Genomic DNA, 16,800 nt, shown 5'->3' with positions numbered 1-16,800 from the left:
CTTAATTTGCCGGGAAATGGGTCACTATTTCCAGTATGCCGTTAATAATAAACTGCACACCCATACAGACTAATAAAAAGCCCATCAGACGAGAAATCGCTTCAATACCGCTCTTACCTACCAGCCGCATTATCGCCCCGGAACTGCGTAAACTGCCCCACAGAATCAGGCCAACCAGTGCAAAAATGATTGGCGGAGCCACCAGCACAACCCAGCCCGGGAAGTTCACACCGTGTTCCACGGTTGAAGAAGAACTGATTATCATCGCAATCGTACCCGGCCCGGCCGTGCTTGGCATGGCGAGTGGGACAAAGGCGATATTGGTATCAGGTTCTTGTTCAAGCTCCTCCGCTTTGCTGTGAGCCTCCGGCGACTCATGGGCTTTTTGTTGCGGGAAAAGCATGCGGAAACCAATAAACGCAACAATTAAACCGCCAGCGATACGCAAACCGGGAATGGAGATACCAAACGTATTCATCACAACTTGCCCGGCGTAGTACGCAACCATCATGATGATGAAGACATTGATGGAGGCCATCAACGAGGTTTTATCGCGCGCCTGTTTGTTCATATCTCCGGCAAGCCCGAGGAACAATGCTACTGTGGTCAACGGGTTAGCAAGCGGCAGTAATACCACTAACCCCAGCCCAATAGCCTTAACCAAATCCATCATCTGCTGTCCTTTATTTCGGTGTCTTTTTGCGCTGCAGAGTATAGCAGCCAACCTGCTCTGCGTTGGTTATCAGAATTGTATCAATGTTAAAAACTGAACCGTTTTAGCTATTCGTGTCATCACTAATTCATAACGTTGACTTATGCTTGCCTGAGCAATAATATCTGCCGTGATTAAATATACTTGCCTGGGCAACCATAGTGAAAGATAAAAACGATCTGTTCAACGAAATGATCCCTCTCGGACAACTGATCTACATGGTTAACCAGTACAAGGAGCGCCTGCTCAACGAGCATCTTTCCCCGCTGGATGTCACCTCGACCCAATTTAAAGTGCTCTGCACCATCTATCGCGAAGAATGCATTACCCCGATGGAGTTGAAGAAATCGCTTTCTGTGGACCTCGGTGCGTTAACTCGCATGTTAGACCGCCTGATTTGCAAAGGATGGGTCGCACGCTTACCGAATCCCAACGACAAACGTGGTGTGCTGATAAGACTGACTCCGGAAGGAGCCACGCTTTGCGAGAAATGCCGCAGCCTTTTGGGGAAAAGCATGCACCAGGAACTGATAAAAAATCTGACCGCTGATGAAGTCGACACGCTTTATCAACTGTTAACAAAGGTATTACCGTAAACCTGAAAAGAGGTGAAACGATGTCCAGACGGAACAATGATTCAATAACAATACAAAGCATATTGGACTGGATTGAAGAGAACCTGGAAAACCCCCTCTCACTTGAGAAGGTTTCACAGCGTTCTGGTTACTCGAAGTGGCACCTGCAAAGGATGTTTAAAAAAGAGACCGGTCATTCGTTAGGCCAATACATCCGTAATCGAAAACTGACGGAAATCGCCCTCAAGCTTAAAGAAAGCAACGAGCCGATTCTGTACTTAGCGGAGCGCTATGGGTTTGAGTCGCAACAGACACTGACCCGCACGTTCAAGAATTACTTCTCTGTGCCACCTCACAGATTCCGCGTTGCATGTTCAGGTGGCGAAGGAAAGTATATTCATCCGCTAAATCATTAAAACAGTTAACAAACGCTATGCAACCGTCTGGTTATCCAGACACCGAGGATTTATGAAACGTATTATCTCCGCTGCGAGCCTGCTTCTGATTCTGGCTTCCGCAAACGTTATGGCGGAGCAATCAGGCAATTTCAGCACCACCCAGGCTAATCACGGCGGCATGATCATTCCCCCGTCTGAAAGCCGCGCACAGAATAGCAACACGATTGGCGATAAGTCAGAATTCCTGGGTACACCGTACTACCAGGAAAATGCCAACTGATTCTCTGTTTGGCGGGCCTTCATTTTTGCCCGCCAGCTTTCCGGTTTAACTCACCACCGCCCGCCGGATCCGCAAACCAAATACGTTGATATACAACCCACCCATAATTAACGCCGCACCCGCAAGTTGTGTCGCAGACAGCGTTTCATCCAGCAACCATGCCGCACTGGCCATTCCCACCACCGGCACCAGCAGCGACAGCGGAGCCACACGCCAGGTTTCGTAGCGCCCAAGCAGGCTTCCCCAAATACCGTAACCCACAATCGTTGCCACAAATGCCAGATACATCAGCGATAACACCGTCGTCATATCAATCGTAATCAGGCTTTGCCACATCAGCGCCGGACCGTCGAGTAGCAAACTGGCGACAAAAAACGGGATGACCGGAATTAACGCGCTCCACACCACCAAAGACATAATCGGCGGGCGCTGCTCGAGCTGCATAATCTTCTTATTGAAAATGTTGCCGCAGGCCCAGCTAAAGGCGGCTGCCAGCGTCAGCATAAACCCGAGCAAGGCAACGTGCTGGCCGCCAAGACTGCCTTCAATCAAAACCAATACGCCGATAACCGCGAGCGTGATCCCCGCCAGTTGCTTGCCTTGCAGGCGTTCCCCGAACACACACGCACCGAGAATAATGGTAAAGAATGCCTGCGCTTGAAGCACCAGTGACGCAAGCCCGGCAGGCATACCGAACTTTATCGCGCTGAAGAGAAACGCAAACTGGCCGAAGCTGATAGTCAGTGCGTACGCGGCCAGCAGGCGAAAAGGAATTTTAGGGCGAGCGACAAACAACAGCGCGGGGAAGGCCACCAGCAGAAAACGCAAACCGGCCAGTAACAGCGGAGGCATATTGTGCAGCCCCATTTTAATCACTACGAAATTCAGTCCCCACACCACGACCACCAGCATCGCCAGCAGCCCATCTTTGCGCGTCATACCCGGCCCCTGTTTTATTGCAATTTTGTTAAAATCTAAGGCTATACCCAAAAAATGAATAGATACAGATCGCACTTTTCAGTGGCGGTACAGAGAGAAAATTAACATAAGCACAACCTATACTTTGTTGATCCTTCATGATAAATCTTGTCTCCCCCCAACAAATACATTCTAAAAAAAACGATAAAATGGTTTCCCTGACGACACGCTTTTCTGGCAAGCAACTCTCCATCAGCGTTTTACTGCTCTCTTCGCTGCTCCTCACCGTGGGGCGCGGTTTAACGCTGCCGTTTATGACGATTTATCTCTCCCGGCAGTACGGCATGCCGCTAAATGAAATCGGGATGGCGCTCACCATCGCCCTGACGACAGGCGTGGTATTTAGCCTGTGGTTTGGCATTCTGGCTGATAAATTCGACAAAAAAATGTACATGCTGCTGTCGATTATTATTTTCCTCGGCGGGTTTGTGGCGATCCCATTGGTCAATAATGCCGTTCTGGTGGTGGTGTTTTATTCGCTGATAAACTGCGCGTACTCGGTGTTCGCCACGGTGTTAAAAGGCTATTTCTCCGATGTGCTGGAAATTCACCAGAAGCCGAAAATCTTCTCGCTCAACTACACCTTTGCCAATATCGGCTGGACGGTTGGCCCGCCGATTGGCACGCTGGCGGTGCTTTACAGCACTAATTTGCCGTTCTGGTTATCCGCATTAACCGCCATCATTCCGTTTATCGTGATTAGCCGCTATGTACACAGCGTGTCGGCGAGCGAAACGCAGGAAAACAACAACGTCAGGCTTTCACCGGTGCAGATGCTCAAAGACAAAGCATTGATGTATTTCACGCTTTCGGCATTCCTCGGTTCACTGGTGTTTGGCTCTTTCGCCGCCTGCTTATCCCAGTACGCGATTGCTATCTCGGATTCGGATCTGGCGCAAAAAGTGGTTGGCGTTGTGCTGCCGGTGAATGCGTTTGTGGTGGTGGTTTTTCAGTATATGGTCGGCAAACGTATTCGCCCGGACAATATCAAAAAGCTGATGGGCTACGGCACACTGTTCTTTATGGCAGGATTGGCGGGCTTTATGATTTCGGGCGATAACCTGCTGCTGTGGGGCATTTCTGCTGCGGTATTTACCCTCGGCGAGCTAATCTTTGCACCGGGTGAATATATGCTGGTGGACAACATCGCCCCCGCAGGACTGAAAGCCAGCTACTTCTCAGCCCAGCAACTCGGCTGGTTAGGCGGCGCGTGCACCCCACTTTTCACCGGTTTGATTCTGACCTGGTTGCCGCCCTATATGCTGTTCGTGGCGCTGATGGTGGCGATTGGTTTGTCTTACCTGATGATTGTGAAAGGGATGGCGGTGAAACCGCAACTGGCTTTGAACTAAATGGTGGATGACGCTTCGCTTATCCACCCTACAAATCGAATCGTAGGTCAGATAAGCGAAGCGTCATCCGACAAAACTACTTAAGATCTTTACGGTACTGAATAAACCCTGGCTTATCCGCCATTTTGTCGTATAGCGCCTGGCCTGCCGCGTTGGTTTCATGAGTATGCCAGTACACGCGCCCACAGCCTTTGCTCTGCGCATGTTGATAAACGCCTTCAATCAACGCCCGTCCAACGCCTTTGCCGCGTGAAAGCGCTGCAGTAAACAGATCCTCAAGATAACAATGATCCTCCGCCGACCATGTGCCCCGGTGGTAAACCATATGCGTAAACCCGAGCATTTTCCCCTGCTCATCAAACGCACCCAGCGCAAACATGGGTTCAGATGCATCAAGCATGCGCTGCCATGTCAGTTCGGTGATGTCTTCACGCAGTTGCGAATTGTAGAACGTCAGATAACCCTGCCACAGCGGCAACCATGCCGCCCGGTCATTTGCTTCAAGCGCCCTGACCTGCACCACGGTTCTGTTCTTAGCTGGGATACTGCCCTTCAGACTTTCACGAATCTGCGTCAGACCCTGCTGCTGCACACCCTCCGGCATATTTTCAGCCGACAGCCATGTTTCAAATGCCAGCTTAATCTGCGGCCATTCGCTGTCGAGAATCGAAAACCACGCGGTATCGCGGGTGCGCTGTTTATACACCACCGCCTGGCGGAACAAACCTTCGTAACGGAACCCAAGACGGATTGCCGCATGGCGCGACGGGCCATTCAGGCTGTCACATTTCCATTCATAGCGACGATAACCCAGCTCGAAAGCATATTTCATCAACAGATAATGGGCTTCGGTCGCCTGAACCGTGCGTTGCAGCAATGGGGTATACATCACGAACCCGACTTCCACCACGCCGTTTGCCGGGTCGATACGCATTAACGACAGCGTACCCACCGCCTTGCCGCTGTTATCGACCACCGCATAATGCAGCGGATCGTTGCTCTGCGCCGCGGTTTCAATAAATTCAGAAAATTGCTGCTTCCCGCTAAATGGCCCGATGCTCAGATACGTCCAGCCCCGGCTATCTTTCGCGGTGCTCCACGCCGCCCATAAATCATCGGTGTGGGTACGAGATAAAGGCTCCAGGCGACAATAGCGCCCTTGCAGCGTGATCCGCTCCGGGCGAGGGCATGGTTTCCAGTCGGGAAGAGAGTTGCCCACAGGTTGCTGATATTCATTTGTTATGCCAGTCAATTCAGGCCTCCACGGGCGCAATGACGATAAGTTACCTGAATATAAACAAGTTATGGCATAACTAACAGAACCATAATTTGGGGGAGTTGGCAGGCCATAAATCAATACGACTTACGCTATGGAATAGGGATGCTTTTTTTGTCCAGATAACGGGTCATAAAAAACAGACATAGAGAGGCTACTGCGTATGCCATCAACATTAGAGAGACTCTCAATGGATTCCCAGTAAACCATAAAAAAATCAATAAAATTGAAACAACACAATATATAGACAAGAATAACGCTCTGCTTACGAAACTCATGACAAACAACGAGGGCAACATAATATATAAAATAAAAAACGCAACAAATCCGAGCATCACTCCATGGCTTACGGGTTGGAAATTTTTTATATAGAGATAACGCCCGTAGTCATGAATAAAAATCATAATAAAACCAGCCAATAAAGCAGAGCTGATTCTAATGAAAAATAACACCCATTTATTTTTCATTCCACACCCCGTAAGTCATCAATTCCAATTCGGTAATAGGTTGTGAAATACAATTACTATCAACATTATTAATGACTTCATTAACTTGCGTGTTAGTGTAGTTCCCTGGTGAAGTTGAGAAGTAATAACTGTATTTTTTACTTGCAAATAAAGCCCCTCTCAGTACAAAAAAGTTGTCATATCTATTGCTTACATCAGCTTCGCTGGTTACTGAACCACCTCCCCACGTTATCCCTGTACGAACGACATATTTCATATCCCGATTTGACCTATATGTATCCACCGCAAAAGGAATCTGTCCTACTGCATCCGTCCAATAAGGAACCTCGTTGATCATAACCATTAAGTATCCATCACCACCATTTGCGCTGGACTTCCAGTCTCCAGGCATGCCCGTATAGTACGAGGCTGATAAACGGTCAATCGCAGAAAAATCTACAATATCCTGCCGTCTAAAATGCTTATAAACCGGATAGGTTTCAGGTGCATTGCTCAAATAAATCAACTCATGATAATTATCAGCCAAAGGTTCAAACCACTGCCAGGCATAGATATCATAGAGTTGCTGCGCGGTGAGGATTTCAAATTTCTCGTCAGTCCCTTTCTTTAGGGCAAGCGCAAAAAGAATATCACCATTGTTTCTGGTGACATTCTTGCAACCCGGAAGGGTACAATTTTCGACGTAATTCTCAGTTGCGGGACGACTCGTAGATTTAAATGTCAAATACGTTTTATTCGCTTCGGTAGTAAAGGCATACGCATTACCATTTATTATATGAATGGATTTCTTCAAAACATTCCCTCCTGATAATATCAATCCCAATAAAATATCGGGACGATATTAATTCAGAGAAAACATTTATCCTTCATTAAAATTAACTTTCGGGATTAATTATCTTAAGAGAATGTGTCTAAATCGCCACCAGCCCCCTGACCCCATCGGTTTCCATATTCGCACCTGCGCCACGCTGAATAATTGCCCCGCGCGACATCACTAAATAATTGTCGGCAAGTTCAGCGGCAAAATCATAAAACTGTTCGACCAGTAAAATAGCCATATCGCCTTTTGCAGCGAGGCTGCTAATAACCTGTCCGATCTCTTTAATCACCGAAGGCTGAATCCCTTCGGTGGGTTCATCGAGGATTAAGAGTTGCGGCTTACAGGCCAGGGCGCGACCAATCGCCAGTTGCTGTTGTTGCCCGCCGGAAAGATCCCCACCGCGACGCTGTTTCATCTCTTTTAGCACCGGAAAGAGCTGATAAATCTCTTCCGATACCTGTTTAGCCTCACGCCCGCTAAAGCGCGAAAGGCCCATCAGCAGATTTTCTTCCACCGTCAGGCGCGGGAAAATCTCCCGCCCTTGCGGCACGTAGGCAATGCCCGCTTGCACGCGCTGATGCGGTTTACGCGCGGTAATATTATTTTGCTGCCAGTTGATGACACCCGATTTCGCCGGGATCAGCCCCATCAGGCATTTGAGCAGCGTGCTTTTGCCCACGCCATTGCGCCCCAGCAGGCAGGTGACTTCGCCGATTTTGGCTTCAAAAGAAACACCGCGCAGAATATGGCTGCCGCCGTAGTATTGGTTTAGATCGTTGACTTGTAGCATTAACCACCCTCATCCCGGTCTTCTCCCTGAGGGAGAAGGAGAAAAACGAACGATCCCCTCTCCTGAGGGAGAGGGCATCAATCCCCCACCACAAAATCACCGCCCCAAATAAACCTCAATCACCTGCTCGTTAGCCTGCACTTCACGCAGCGAACCCTCCGCCAGCACTTGCCCCTGGTGCAACACCGTCACGTGGTCAGCAATGGTTTCGACAAACCCCATATCGTGTTCCACCACCATCAGCGAATGCTTCCCCGCCAGCCCGCGAAACAACTCGGCGGTGTATTCCGTTTCCGCGTCCGTCATGCCTGCGGCGGGTTCATCGAGCAGCAGCAAATGAGGTTCCTGCACCAGCAACATGCCGATTTCAAGAAACTGCTTTTGCCCGTGTGAAAGCAACCCCGCTTTACGATTTCGTTCCGCGCCAAGCCGCAAAGTCGTTAGCATTTCGTCGATGCGGTCACGCTGTTCAGAATTGAGTTTTGCCCGCAGGCTCGCCCAGACTGATTTATCGGCTTTCTGGGCAATTTCCAGGTTCTCAAACACCGTCAGCGCTTCAAACACCGTTGGTTTCTGGAATTTGCGACCAATGCCGCATTGAGCAATATCCGCAGGTTCTAAACGCATTAAATCGGTGGATTGATCGTAAAAAGCTCTGCCGCTTTGCGGTTTGGTTTTGCCGGTGATCACATCCATCAACGTCGTTTTCCCGGCGCCGTTTGGGCCAATCACGCAGCGCAACTCGCCCACGCCGATATTGAGCGACAAGTCCGTCAGCGCTTTGAAACCGTCAAAACTGACATTGATATTCTCCAGCATCAGCACCGGGTCGGTCTGGTCACGGAAGCGGTCAGCTTCATGCTGGCGGGTAAATAGCGGTTCGCCGGGTTGCATTATTTCTCTCCTTTACGCAGCAGGCCAATCACGCCACGCGGTAAAAACAGCGTCACGACGATGAAAATCAGGCCGAGGAACACTTGCCAGTACTCCGGCACCGCCATGGTGAAATAGCTTTTTGCACCATTCACCAGGCCAGCACCCAGGATCGGGCCGATCAATGTGCCGCGCCCACCGAGTGCCACCCAAATTGCCGCTTCGATGGAATTGGTCGGCGACATTTCTCCGGGGTTAATAATCCCCACCTGCGGGACATACAGCGCCCCCGCCAGCCCGCACAATACGGCAGATAACGTCCATACCAGCAGCTTGAAACCTTTCGGATCATACCCGCAGAATACCAGGCGGTTTTCTGCATCACGCACCGCCGTCAACACGCGGCCAAACTTGCTGCGCGCAAGAGCAAAACCTATCCCCAGGCTTGCCATCAGGAGCAAAACCGTGGCGATAAACAGCCCGATGCGTGTGCCTGTCGCGGTGATCGGCATGCCTAAAATCGTGGTGAACCCGGTAAAACCGTTGTTGCCGCCAAAGCCGGTTTCATTGCGGAAAAACAGCAGCATGCCCGCATAGGTCAGCGCCTGGGTCATAATCGAAAAATAGACCCCTTTGATTTTTGAGCGGAAGGCAAAAAAGCCAAACACCAGCGCAAGCAGCCCCGGCACCAGCACAATCAAAGCCAGCGCCCAGGCAAAATGTTCAGTGCCCCACCAGAACCATGGCAACTCATCCCAGGATAAAAACGACATAAAAGCAGGAAGCCCGTCACCAGCGGCCTGGCGCATCAGATACATGCCCATCGCGTAACCGCCGAGGGCGAAGAAAATCCCATGCCCGAGTGACAGTAGCCCGGCATATCCCCACACCAAATCCAGCGCCACGGCGACGATGGCATAGCAGAGAATTTTGCCGACCAATGTGAGCGTATAAGTGGAAAGACTTAGCGGGTGGCTGGCTGGCAATAGCGTTAAGAACGGCAATGTCAGCATCAGCACCACAATCAGAGAACCCAGCGCCATAGAGAGGCGCGGCGCTTTGCGGGCGAGCGTTAACGTTAGCGGCTGGCTCATCAATCAATAACCCTCCCTTTCAGGGCGAACAGGCCTTGCGGGCGCTTCTGGATAAACAGAATAATCAGCACAAGGATGAGAATTTTGCCCAGCACCGCACCAATTTGCGGCTCCAGTATTTTGTTAAAGATACCCAACCCGAAGGCGGCGGCCACGGTTCCCGCCAGTTGCCCAACGCCGCCGAGCACCACCACCAGGAAGGAGTCGATGATGTAGCCTTGCCCCAGTTCCGGGCCGACGTTGCCGAGCTGCGAAAGCGCCACACCGCCAAGCCCGGCAATGCCAGAACCAAGGCCAAATGCCAGCATATCCACGCGCCCGGTTGGCACTCCGCAGCAGGCGGCCATGGCGCGGTTTTGCGTCACGGCTCGCACATTCATGCCAAGACGCGTTTTGTTCAGTAGCAGCCAGGTAAACAGCAGCACCAGCATCACAAAACCGATCACCACAAGGCGGTTCCACGGCAGAATCAGGTTCGGCAACACCTGCACGCCACCCGACAGCCAGGCCGGGTTGGCGACTTCCATGTTTTGCGCACCAAACACCATGCGCACAATTTGAATCAGCATCAGGCTGATGCCCCAGGTCGCCAGCAGCGTTTCGAGCGGGCGACCATACAGATGACGAATAATCGTGCGTTCCAGCGCCATGCCGATTCCGGCAGTGATGGCAAACGCCACGGGCAGCGCCACTATCGGGTAAAACGTCAGCCATGCCGGGGCGTAGTGCTGGAAAGCGCTCTGCACCAGCCAGGCGGAATACGCGCCGAGCATCAGCATTTCGCCATGTGCCATATTAATCACGCCGAGCAAACCGTAGGTAATCGCCAGCCCGAGTGCGGCTAACAGCAAAATGGACCCCAGCGACAACCCCATAAACGCCTGGCCGAGAATGTCGCCCAGCATTAAACGATGCTGGATTTTTTGCAGCCCTTCCGCTGCGGCTTTGCGCACCGGCTCGTTAGTTTCGATTTGCGGATCGGTAAGCGGTTTGAGCAACGCCTGGGTATCAGGGGCCGAGGAATGGCTGAGTAACTCCACCGCGTTCAGGCGCACTTTCGCATCGGTGCTGGCGAGTTGCAGTTGTGCCAGCACGCCTTCAAGCGCATGGCGGACATTTTCATCAGGTTCAGCTTTTAGCCGTTGCTGCACAAGCGGCAGCAAATCAGGCTGTACGTCGCGTTGTAGCGCTTTTGCCGCTTGCAACCGCTCAGTGACATTGTCACTTATCAGGCGATGACTGGCGAGCGCGCTGCCCGCAAGAATGCGTAAGCGGTTAGTCAGGCGGACTTTTTTAGCGTTAATCACCAGATTTTCTTGCGCCAGAGCGTTGAGTAACGGTAAACGTTTTGCGTCCGGTGCCGCCGCCCAGGTTTGCAGCATTTTCGCCTGTTGCGCGCGGTTCGCCGCGGCAAAATCCTCAGCGTCTCCGGCATGAGCGAAACACGGCAGCAGCCAGAATGCGATTAACAGGCAGCGAAATAGTTTCATGATGGCTCCTGGATTTATGGTGGATGACGCTGCGCTTATCCACCCTACAAAGGCTTTTGTAGGTCGGGTAAGCGTTAGCGTCACCCGACACTGTTTTTGCTTTAGTTACTCGCCATTTTCACAGGCTCGTCAGATTTTTTATCGTTGCCAGTAATGAACGGACTCCACGGCTGGGCGCGTACCGGAGCATCGGTCTGCCACACCACGTTGAACTGGCCGTTCCCTTCGATTTCACCAATCATCACCGGCTTATGCAGATGGTGATTAGTGGCGTCCATAGTCAGCGTAAAACCAGACGGTGCCTTGTAGGTTTGCCCCGCCATCGCCGCGCGAACTTTGTCCACATCTGTAGTCCCCGCTTTCTCAACGGCCTGCGCCCACATATGGATACCGACGTACGTCGCTTCCATCGGGTCGTTGGTCACAACCGTATCGGCATTCGGCAGCTTGTGAGCTTTGGCATACGCTTTCCATTCGGCGACAAACGCTTTGTTGGTCGGGTTATCCACGGACTCAAAGTAGTTCCACGCCGCCAGGTTGCCGACTAACGGTTTGGTGTCGATACCGCGCAACTCTTCTTCGCCGACCGAGAACGCCACCACCGGAACATCGGTCGCTTTCAGGCCCTGGTTTGCCAGTTCTTTGTAGAACGGCACGTTGGAGTCGCCATTAATGGTGGAGATAACGGCGGTTTTGCCGCCAGCGGAGAACTTCTTGATATTGGAAACAATGGTCTGGTAATCGCTGTAACCAAACGGCGTATACACCTCTTCGATATCTTTATCCTGCACGCCTTTGGAATGCAGGAACGCGCGCAGAATTTTGTTGGTGGTGCGCGGATAAACGTAATCCGTGCCCAGCAGGAAGTAGCGTTTCGCCGCCCCGCCGTCCTCGCTCATCAGGTATTCCACCGCCGGAATCGCCTGCTGATTCGGCGCCGCCCCGGTATAGAACACGTTTGGCGACATCTCTTCGCCTTCATACTGCACCGGGTAGAACAGCAGCCCGTTCAGCTCTTCAAACACTGGCAACACCGACTTGCGTGAGACTGATGTCCAACAGCCGAACACCACTGCCGCTTTGTCCTGGCTCAGTAACTGGCGGGCTTTTTCAGCGAACAACGGCCAGTTTGAGGCCGGATCAACCACCACCGGTTCCAGTTGCTTGCCCAGCACGCCGCCTTTGGCGTTGATGTCGGCGATGGTCATCAGCGCCACATCTTTGAGCGGCGTTTCAGAAATCGCCATCGTGCCGGAAAGCGAATGCATGATGCCCACTTTGATGGTGTCGGCGGCCTGAGCGCTAAAGGCCAAACCCATGCTGATAACGGACGCTGAGAGCGCAAAGGCTTTAATAAAGGTGCGACGCTGCATAATGTTTCACTCCAAAAGTATTAAGGTAAAACCCCATGCTTCGCCTGATGAAGCATATGGAGAGTAATTTGACGAACCTCTTTCTGACTTGCGGCGATATGGTCGTGTAAGCGGGTTTGCGCCTCCTGAAGTTGACGGTTCAAAATAGCGAGCAAAATCTGCCCATGCTCGAGATAAGTCGCACTAACGCGAGGCCGTTGGGTAAAATCCAGCCGCCGCACAATGCGAATTTTTTCAGTAATGTCCCGGTGAACTCGCGCCATTTCCGGGTTTCCCGCCGCTTCTACCAGCGTCATGTGGAAAACCTCGTCGTGACTGGCGACTTCCCCGCCATCGGGTAGCGGTGCGGAATCTATCCAGAACTGCTTGAGCGCCTGTAACGGCAGCGGGCGTACTTCGGCGGGTAATGCACACAGCCGTTTCACCGCCTCAAGCTCCAGCACAATGCGCAGATCGTAGAGCGACTCGAGATAGTCGAAGTCCACCGCTTTTATCTGCCAACCGCTGCGCGGCTGCACCTCGACATAGCCTTCTTGTTCAAGGGCATACAACGCCTGACGCACCGGAGTTCGGCTGGCAGCCATGCGTAGCGCGATATCGTTTTCGCTAAAGCGATCGCCCGGCAGCAGCTGGAAATCGAAGATTTCCTGTTTCAGTAAGCGGTAGATACGCTCGGCAACGCCCTCGGTTTTCTTATTCACACCGCCTCCAGCCACAACAACGCATCACCCGGCCCCACCGGACGGCCCTGCTGGCAACTAATGCGGATAACCGTTCCGTTGCATGGTGCGCTCACCATCAGCTCCATCTTCATGGCTTCCACCACAATCAACGGATCGCCCTGCTTCACGGTTTGGCCCGGTTCGACGAGGATCTTCCAGATATTGCCGTTCAGATCCGCGCTCACTAACTGACCTTCTTGTTCGTCTGGCACGGCTTGTTCCACGGACATCGCGCTGGCAACGGCGGCCGTTTCCTGCTCTTTCCAGTTCGCCACTTCCCGCTTAAAGGCCAACTGCTGGCGGCGGCGGAAATCTGTAATGTCATCGGCGTTATCGTTCAAAAACGCGTTATAAGCGGCGAAATCAAAATCGACGTCATCGACACGAACCTGGGCGCGTCCTTCGCGGAATGCGCTGCGCAACTCGGTCAACTCGTCTTCAGAAACCGGGTAGAAACGCACCTGGTCAAAGAACTTCAGCAGCCACGGCTCGTCACCAAACTGTTCGTTTTTGAGGAATTTGTTCCATATGGGCAGCGTACGCCCGACCAGTTGGTATCCGCCCGGTGAATCCATGCCGTAGATGCACATATACATGCCGCCGATACCGACGGTGCCTTCGGCAGTCCAGGTGCGGGCCGGGTTGTATTTCGAACTCAACAAGCGATGGCGCGGATCTAACGGCACAGCGCAAGGTGCGCCGAGATACACATCCCCGAGGCCGAGAATCAGGTAGCTGGCATCAAACAGGATCTGTTTCACCTCATCGCGGTGCGCCAACCCATTGGTGCGCTGAATAAAATCAACGTTGTTGGGCAGCCACGGTGCATCGGCGCGTACGGTTTCTTTGTAACGTTCCACCGCCGCAAGCGTGGCGCTGTCTTCAAAAGCCATCGGCAAATGGACAATGCGCGACGGGATTTTGAGTTTCGTGACATCGCCGAGCTGTTTCTCCAGCCCGAGCAGTAACGTCAGCAGTTGCGACTGGGAAATATGCTGGCTGTCATAACGCACCTGAAGTGAACGCACGCCGGGGGAAAGCTCTTCAACACCGGAAACGCCAGCCTGTTTAATGGCTTTCATCAGCAGGTAAATTCGCAGGCGCAATGCCAAATCCAGCACGTTGTCGCCGTATTCAATCAGCACATAGTTATCGCCCGCCTGGCGGTAAACCACCGCAGGCAACCCTTGTTGTGCGTCCAGTTCTGCGAGGATTGCCGCACTCGACGTGGTAGTCGGTGTAATCGACGGGTGCAAATCTGGCAGATTGAGCACATGCAGCAAATTAGTCACCGCCACGTCCTGGGCGATTTCCAGCGACTGAGCGTGTTCAAAGGTGATCGCATGGAAGCGAATACGATCGCCCGGCTTCACCTGCCCGACTTTCCACAGCTCCGCTTTCGCGATAGTCACCGGGCAAACAAACCCGCCGAGGCTTGGGCCGTCACGCGTCAAAATCACCGGGAAATCTCCGGTAAAATTCACCGCGCCAATCGCATATTCGCAGTCATGAACATTGGAAGGGTGCAGGCCCGCTTCGCCACCGTCAGCACGCGTCCACTCCGGTTTCGGGCCAACTAACCGCACGCCGAGGCGGTTGGAGTTGTAGTGAACCTGCCATTCGGACTCAAAAAACGTTTGCATGGATTCCGGCGTGAAGAAATCCGGCGCGCCGTGTGGCCCGTACAACACGCCGATTTCCCACACATCGCTGTACTGCGGAATCACGGCCGGCTCCGGCGTTTGCGGCAGTGAAATCGGCGCAGGCGTGGTGCAGGCTGGCAAGCACGGCTGAGAAATTGCCAGCACATCCGCCACGCGCAAGGTGCGCCCTGCGTGTCCGCCAAACTGCCCGAGGGCAAACGTCGAACGGCTCCCGAGATAAACTGGAACATCAATACCGTTACGCACCGCCAGATAGGTGCGGCAGCCTGAAGTCGCACGCCCCAGTTTTAGCGTTTGCCCCGCTTTCACAATCACCGGCTGCCAGTAAGGAACCGCTTCATCATCAAGTGTTGCCGGGCAATCAGCGCCGGTTAGCGCAATGGTCGCAGCGCTATGGAAACGCAGGGTTGGCCCTTGCAGGGTAAATTCCAGCCCGGCGGCTGACGGATGGTTGCCGACAATGCGGTTTGCGAGGCGAAACGCAAAATCGTCCATCGGGCCAGACGGCGGCACGCCGATATCCCAATAACCGAGGCGGCCAGGGCTATCCTGCACGCTACTCCATGTGCCGGGTTCCAGCACTTCAATGGCATGAGCCTGATAAACCACGCTATCCAGCAGGCGCGTCCACATCATTCCGGCTTTAAATTCAGCCAGTTGGACGATTTGGCGCAGGTAATCGAGGTTAGTCGCAATACCGTGTAAACGCGTGGCGGCCAACGCCGTGTTCAATTTACTTAACGCCTGCTGGCGATCGTCGCCATAAACGATCACTTTGGCGATCATCGGATCGTAAAACGCGCTCACCTCGCTGCCGGTGCTAACCCATCCATCGACGCGAACATCATCCGGGAAGAAAACGTCGGTCAGCACGCCAGGGCTTGGCTGGAAGTTTTTCAGCGCGTCTTCGGCATAAATTCGCACTTCAATGGCGGCACCTTTGGGTGGCTGTGCTAAACGCTGCCAGTCAAGCGTGACGCCCGCGGCCACGTTAATCATGCATTCGATAAGATCCAGACCCGTGACCATTTCTGTCACCGGGTGCTCGACCTGCAAACGGGTGTTCACTTCGAGGAAGTAAAACGCATCGCGGGCGGCGTCGTAGATAAATTCCACGGTGCCTGCGCTGCGGTAATTGACTGATTCGCCGAGTGCCACGGCGGCGGCGTGAATCGCTTCACGCGTGGCTTGCGGCAGATTTGGCGCGGGAGTTTCTTCCACCACTTTCTGATTGCGGCGTTGCAATGAACAATCACGCTCGCCCAGCGCCACTACTTTGCCTTTACCATCGCCAAAAATTTGCACTTCGAGATGGCGAGCGCGGTCGACAAAACGCTCGATAAACACGCCATCATCGCTGAAAAACTGCTGACCCATACGCTTTACGCTCGACCAGGCTTCAATCAGGTTCGCTTCATCATCACAGCGAGTCAGCCCTATTCCGCCGCCGCCCGCCGTGGTTTTTAGCATCACCGGATAGCCAATTTCTGCCGCCGCTAGCTGCGCTTCTTTGAGGGTTAACAGCAAACCGGTTCCCGGCGTCATCGGCACATCGGCTTTAAACGCCAGGTCACGAGCGCAATGTTTCAGCCCAAAGTCACGGATTTGTTCCGCCGTGGGGCCGATAAAAACAAGGCCGTTTTCGGCGCACGCCTGGGCAAATTCAGCCCGTTCGGACAAAAAACCGTAGCCAGGGAATATCGCCTGGGCGCCGCTTTGTTTGGCTGCCGCGATGATTTTCCCGATATCGAGGTAACTGTCCGCTGCTTTTTCGCCACCCAGCGCGATGGCGACGTCGGCGTCCATCACATGCTGTGCATTGGCATCGGGTTCGGAGTACACCGCAACGCTGGCGATACCCATTTTCTTGAGTGTTTTAATGGCGCGAACAGCAATTTCACCGCGGTTTGCTATCAATACTGAGCTAAACATTTTC

The 16,800-nt window shown here is 52.9% G+C and carries 15 protein-coding genes; 4 read left to right on the top strand and 11 right to left on the bottom strand.

Annotated features, from left to right (window positions below; all coding sequences use genetic code 11):
* Position 1: 1 nt before the first annotated feature.
* The gene (locus tag AC0IWZ_RS09555; protein ID WP_034495311.1) at positions 2-673 is read right to left on the bottom strand and encodes a MarC family NAAT transporter; all 672 of its coding nucleotides are present in this window, start codon (positions 671-673) and stop codon (positions 2-4) included.
* A gap of 200 nt (positions 674-873) precedes the next feature.
* Between AC0IWZ_RS09555 and marR the strand changes: the two genes are divergently transcribed.
* Genes marR through marB form a run of 3 tightly spaced genes read left to right on the top strand, consistent with a single transcriptional unit; the run spans position 874 to position 1,965 of the window.
* Positions 874-1,308, top strand: coding sequence for a multiple antibiotic resistance transcriptional regulator MarR (gene marR, locus AC0IWZ_RS09550; protein ID WP_034495310.1), 435 nt, complete (start codon positions 874-876; stop codon positions 1,306-1,308).
* Positions 1,309-1,328: 20 nt separating this feature from the next.
* Positions 1,329-1,703, top strand: a complete 375-nt coding sequence (gene marA, locus AC0IWZ_RS09545) for an MDR efflux pump AcrAB transcriptional activator MarA (protein ID WP_034495308.1) — start codon at positions 1,329-1,331, stop codon at positions 1,701-1,703.
* Positions 1,704-1,755: 52 nt separating this feature from the next.
* Positions 1,756-1,965: a multiple antibiotic resistance regulatory protein MarB gene (gene marB / locus AC0IWZ_RS09540; protein WP_034495306.1), complete on the top strand. Its 210-nt coding sequence runs from the start codon at positions 1,756-1,758 to the stop codon at positions 1,963-1,965.
* A gap of 45 nt (positions 1,966-2,010) precedes the next feature.
* Here marB and eamA read toward each other — a convergent pair whose 3' ends face one another.
* On the bottom strand, positions 2,011-2,904 hold the full coding sequence (gene eamA / locus AC0IWZ_RS09535) for an O-acetylserine/cysteine exporter (RefSeq protein ID WP_471677472.1): 894 nt from the start codon (positions 2,902-2,904) through the stop codon (positions 2,011-2,013).
* Between the two features lie 188 nt (positions 2,905-3,092).
* Here eamA and ydeE point away from each other — a divergent pair, with 188 nt between their 5' ends.
* Complete coding sequence (ydeE, locus tag AC0IWZ_RS09530; protein ID WP_471677473.1) at positions 3,093-4,295, top strand: efflux MFS transporter YdeE; 1,203 nt, start codon at positions 3,093-3,095, stop codon at positions 4,293-4,295.
* A 76-nt stretch (positions 4,296-4,371) separates the two neighbouring features.
* Here the strand turns inward: ydeE and AC0IWZ_RS09525 are convergent, their stop codons facing one another.
* The 9 genes from AC0IWZ_RS09525 to uca all read right to left on the bottom strand — a co-directional run bounded on the left by AC0IWZ_RS09525 (position 4,372) and on the right by uca (position 16,796).
* The gene (locus tag AC0IWZ_RS09525) at positions 4,372-5,547 is read right to left on the bottom strand and encodes a GNAT family N-acetyltransferase (RefSeq protein ID WP_471677474.1); all 1,176 of its coding nucleotides are present in this window, start codon (positions 5,545-5,547) and stop codon (positions 4,372-4,374) included.
* 480 nt (positions 5,548-6,027) lie between these two features.
* Positions 6,028-6,831 (bottom strand): hypothetical protein, encoded by an 804-nt coding sequence (locus AC0IWZ_RS09520; protein ID WP_471677475.1) that lies wholly within the window; start codon positions 6,829-6,831, stop codon positions 6,028-6,030.
* 118 nt (positions 6,832-6,949) lie between these two features.
* Positions 6,950-7,648: an urea ABC transporter ATP-binding subunit UrtE gene (urtE, locus tag AC0IWZ_RS09515; RefSeq protein ID WP_471677476.1), complete on the bottom strand. Its 699-nt coding sequence runs from the start codon at positions 7,646-7,648 to the stop codon at positions 6,950-6,952.
* 96 nt (positions 7,649-7,744) lie between these two features.
* Positions 7,745-8,542, bottom strand: coding sequence for an urea ABC transporter ATP-binding protein UrtD (gene urtD, locus AC0IWZ_RS09510; RefSeq protein WP_471677477.1), 798 nt, complete (start codon positions 8,540-8,542; stop codon positions 7,745-7,747).
* The gene (gene urtC / locus AC0IWZ_RS09505) at positions 8,542-9,615 is read right to left on the bottom strand and encodes an urea ABC transporter permease subunit UrtC (protein WP_471677478.1); all 1,074 of its coding nucleotides are present in this window, start codon (positions 9,613-9,615) and stop codon (positions 8,542-8,544) included. Before urtC ends, urtD begins: the two co-directional genes overlap by 1 nt.
* The gene (gene urtB, locus AC0IWZ_RS09500) at positions 9,615-11,123 is read right to left on the bottom strand and encodes an urea ABC transporter permease subunit UrtB (protein WP_471679069.1); all 1,509 of its coding nucleotides are present in this window, start codon (positions 11,121-11,123) and stop codon (positions 9,615-9,617) included. The genes urtC and urtB overlap by 1 nt, the downstream gene beginning before the upstream one ends.
* 83 nt (positions 11,124-11,206) lie before the next feature.
* Complete coding sequence (gene urtA / locus AC0IWZ_RS09495) at positions 11,207-12,478, bottom strand: urea ABC transporter substrate-binding protein (protein ID WP_034495292.1); 1,272 nt, start codon at positions 12,476-12,478, stop codon at positions 11,207-11,209.
* A 20-nt stretch (positions 12,479-12,498) separates the two neighbouring features.
* Positions 12,499-13,179, bottom strand: coding sequence for a GntR family transcriptional regulator (locus AC0IWZ_RS09490; RefSeq protein ID WP_471677479.1), 681 nt, complete (start codon positions 13,177-13,179; stop codon positions 12,499-12,501).
* Positions 13,176-16,796, bottom strand: coding sequence for an urea carboxylase (uca, locus tag AC0IWZ_RS09485; RefSeq protein ID WP_471677480.1), 3,621 nt, complete (start codon positions 16,794-16,796; stop codon positions 13,176-13,178). Before uca ends, AC0IWZ_RS09490 begins: the two co-directional genes overlap by 4 nt.
* Between the last annotated feature and the right edge of the window lie 4 nt (positions 16,797-16,800).

This window comes from Buttiauxella sp. AC142, from assembly GCF_979253435.1.
The sequence above is the reverse complement of the archived record's forward strand: the minus strand, read 5'-3'. Positions and strand labels throughout refer to the sequence as shown.

Bases quoted from the DNA above. Each gene is read 5' to 3' on its own strand.
- marB (WP_034495306.1), top strand. From the start codon at position 1,756: ATGAAACGTATTATCTCCGCTGCGAGCCTGCTTCTGATTCTGGCTTCC.
- marA (WP_034495308.1), top strand. From the start codon at position 1,329: ATGTCCAGACGGAACAATGATTCAATAACAATACAAAGCATATTGGAC.
- ydeE (WP_471677473.1), top strand. From the start codon at position 3,093: ATGGTTTCCCTGACGACACGCTTTTCTGGCAAGCAACTCTCCATCAGC.
- eamA (WP_471677472.1), bottom strand. From the start codon at position 2,904: ATGACGCGCAAAGATGGGCTGCTGGCGATGCTGGTGGTCGTGGTGTGG.
- urtE (WP_471677476.1), bottom strand. From the start codon at position 7,648: ATGCTACAAGTCAACGATCTAAACCAATACTACGGCGGCAGCCATATT.
- urtA (WP_034495292.1), bottom strand. From the start codon at position 12,478: ATGCAGCGTCGCACCTTTATTAAAGCCTTTGCGCTCTCAGCGTCCGTT.
- uca (WP_471677480.1), bottom strand. From the start codon at position 16,796: ATGTTTAGCTCAGTATTGATAGCAAACCGCGGTGAAATTGCTGTTCGC.
- AC0IWZ_RS09555 (WP_034495311.1), bottom strand. From the start codon at position 673: ATGATGGATTTGGTTAAGGCTATTGGGCTGGGGTTAGTGGTATTACTG.
- urtD (WP_471677477.1), bottom strand. From the start codon at position 8,542: ATGCAACCCGGCGAACCGCTATTTACCCGCCAGCATGAAGCTGACCGC.
- urtC (WP_471677478.1), bottom strand. From the start codon at position 9,615: ATGAGCCAGCCGCTAACGTTAACGCTCGCCCGCAAAGCGCCGCGCCTC.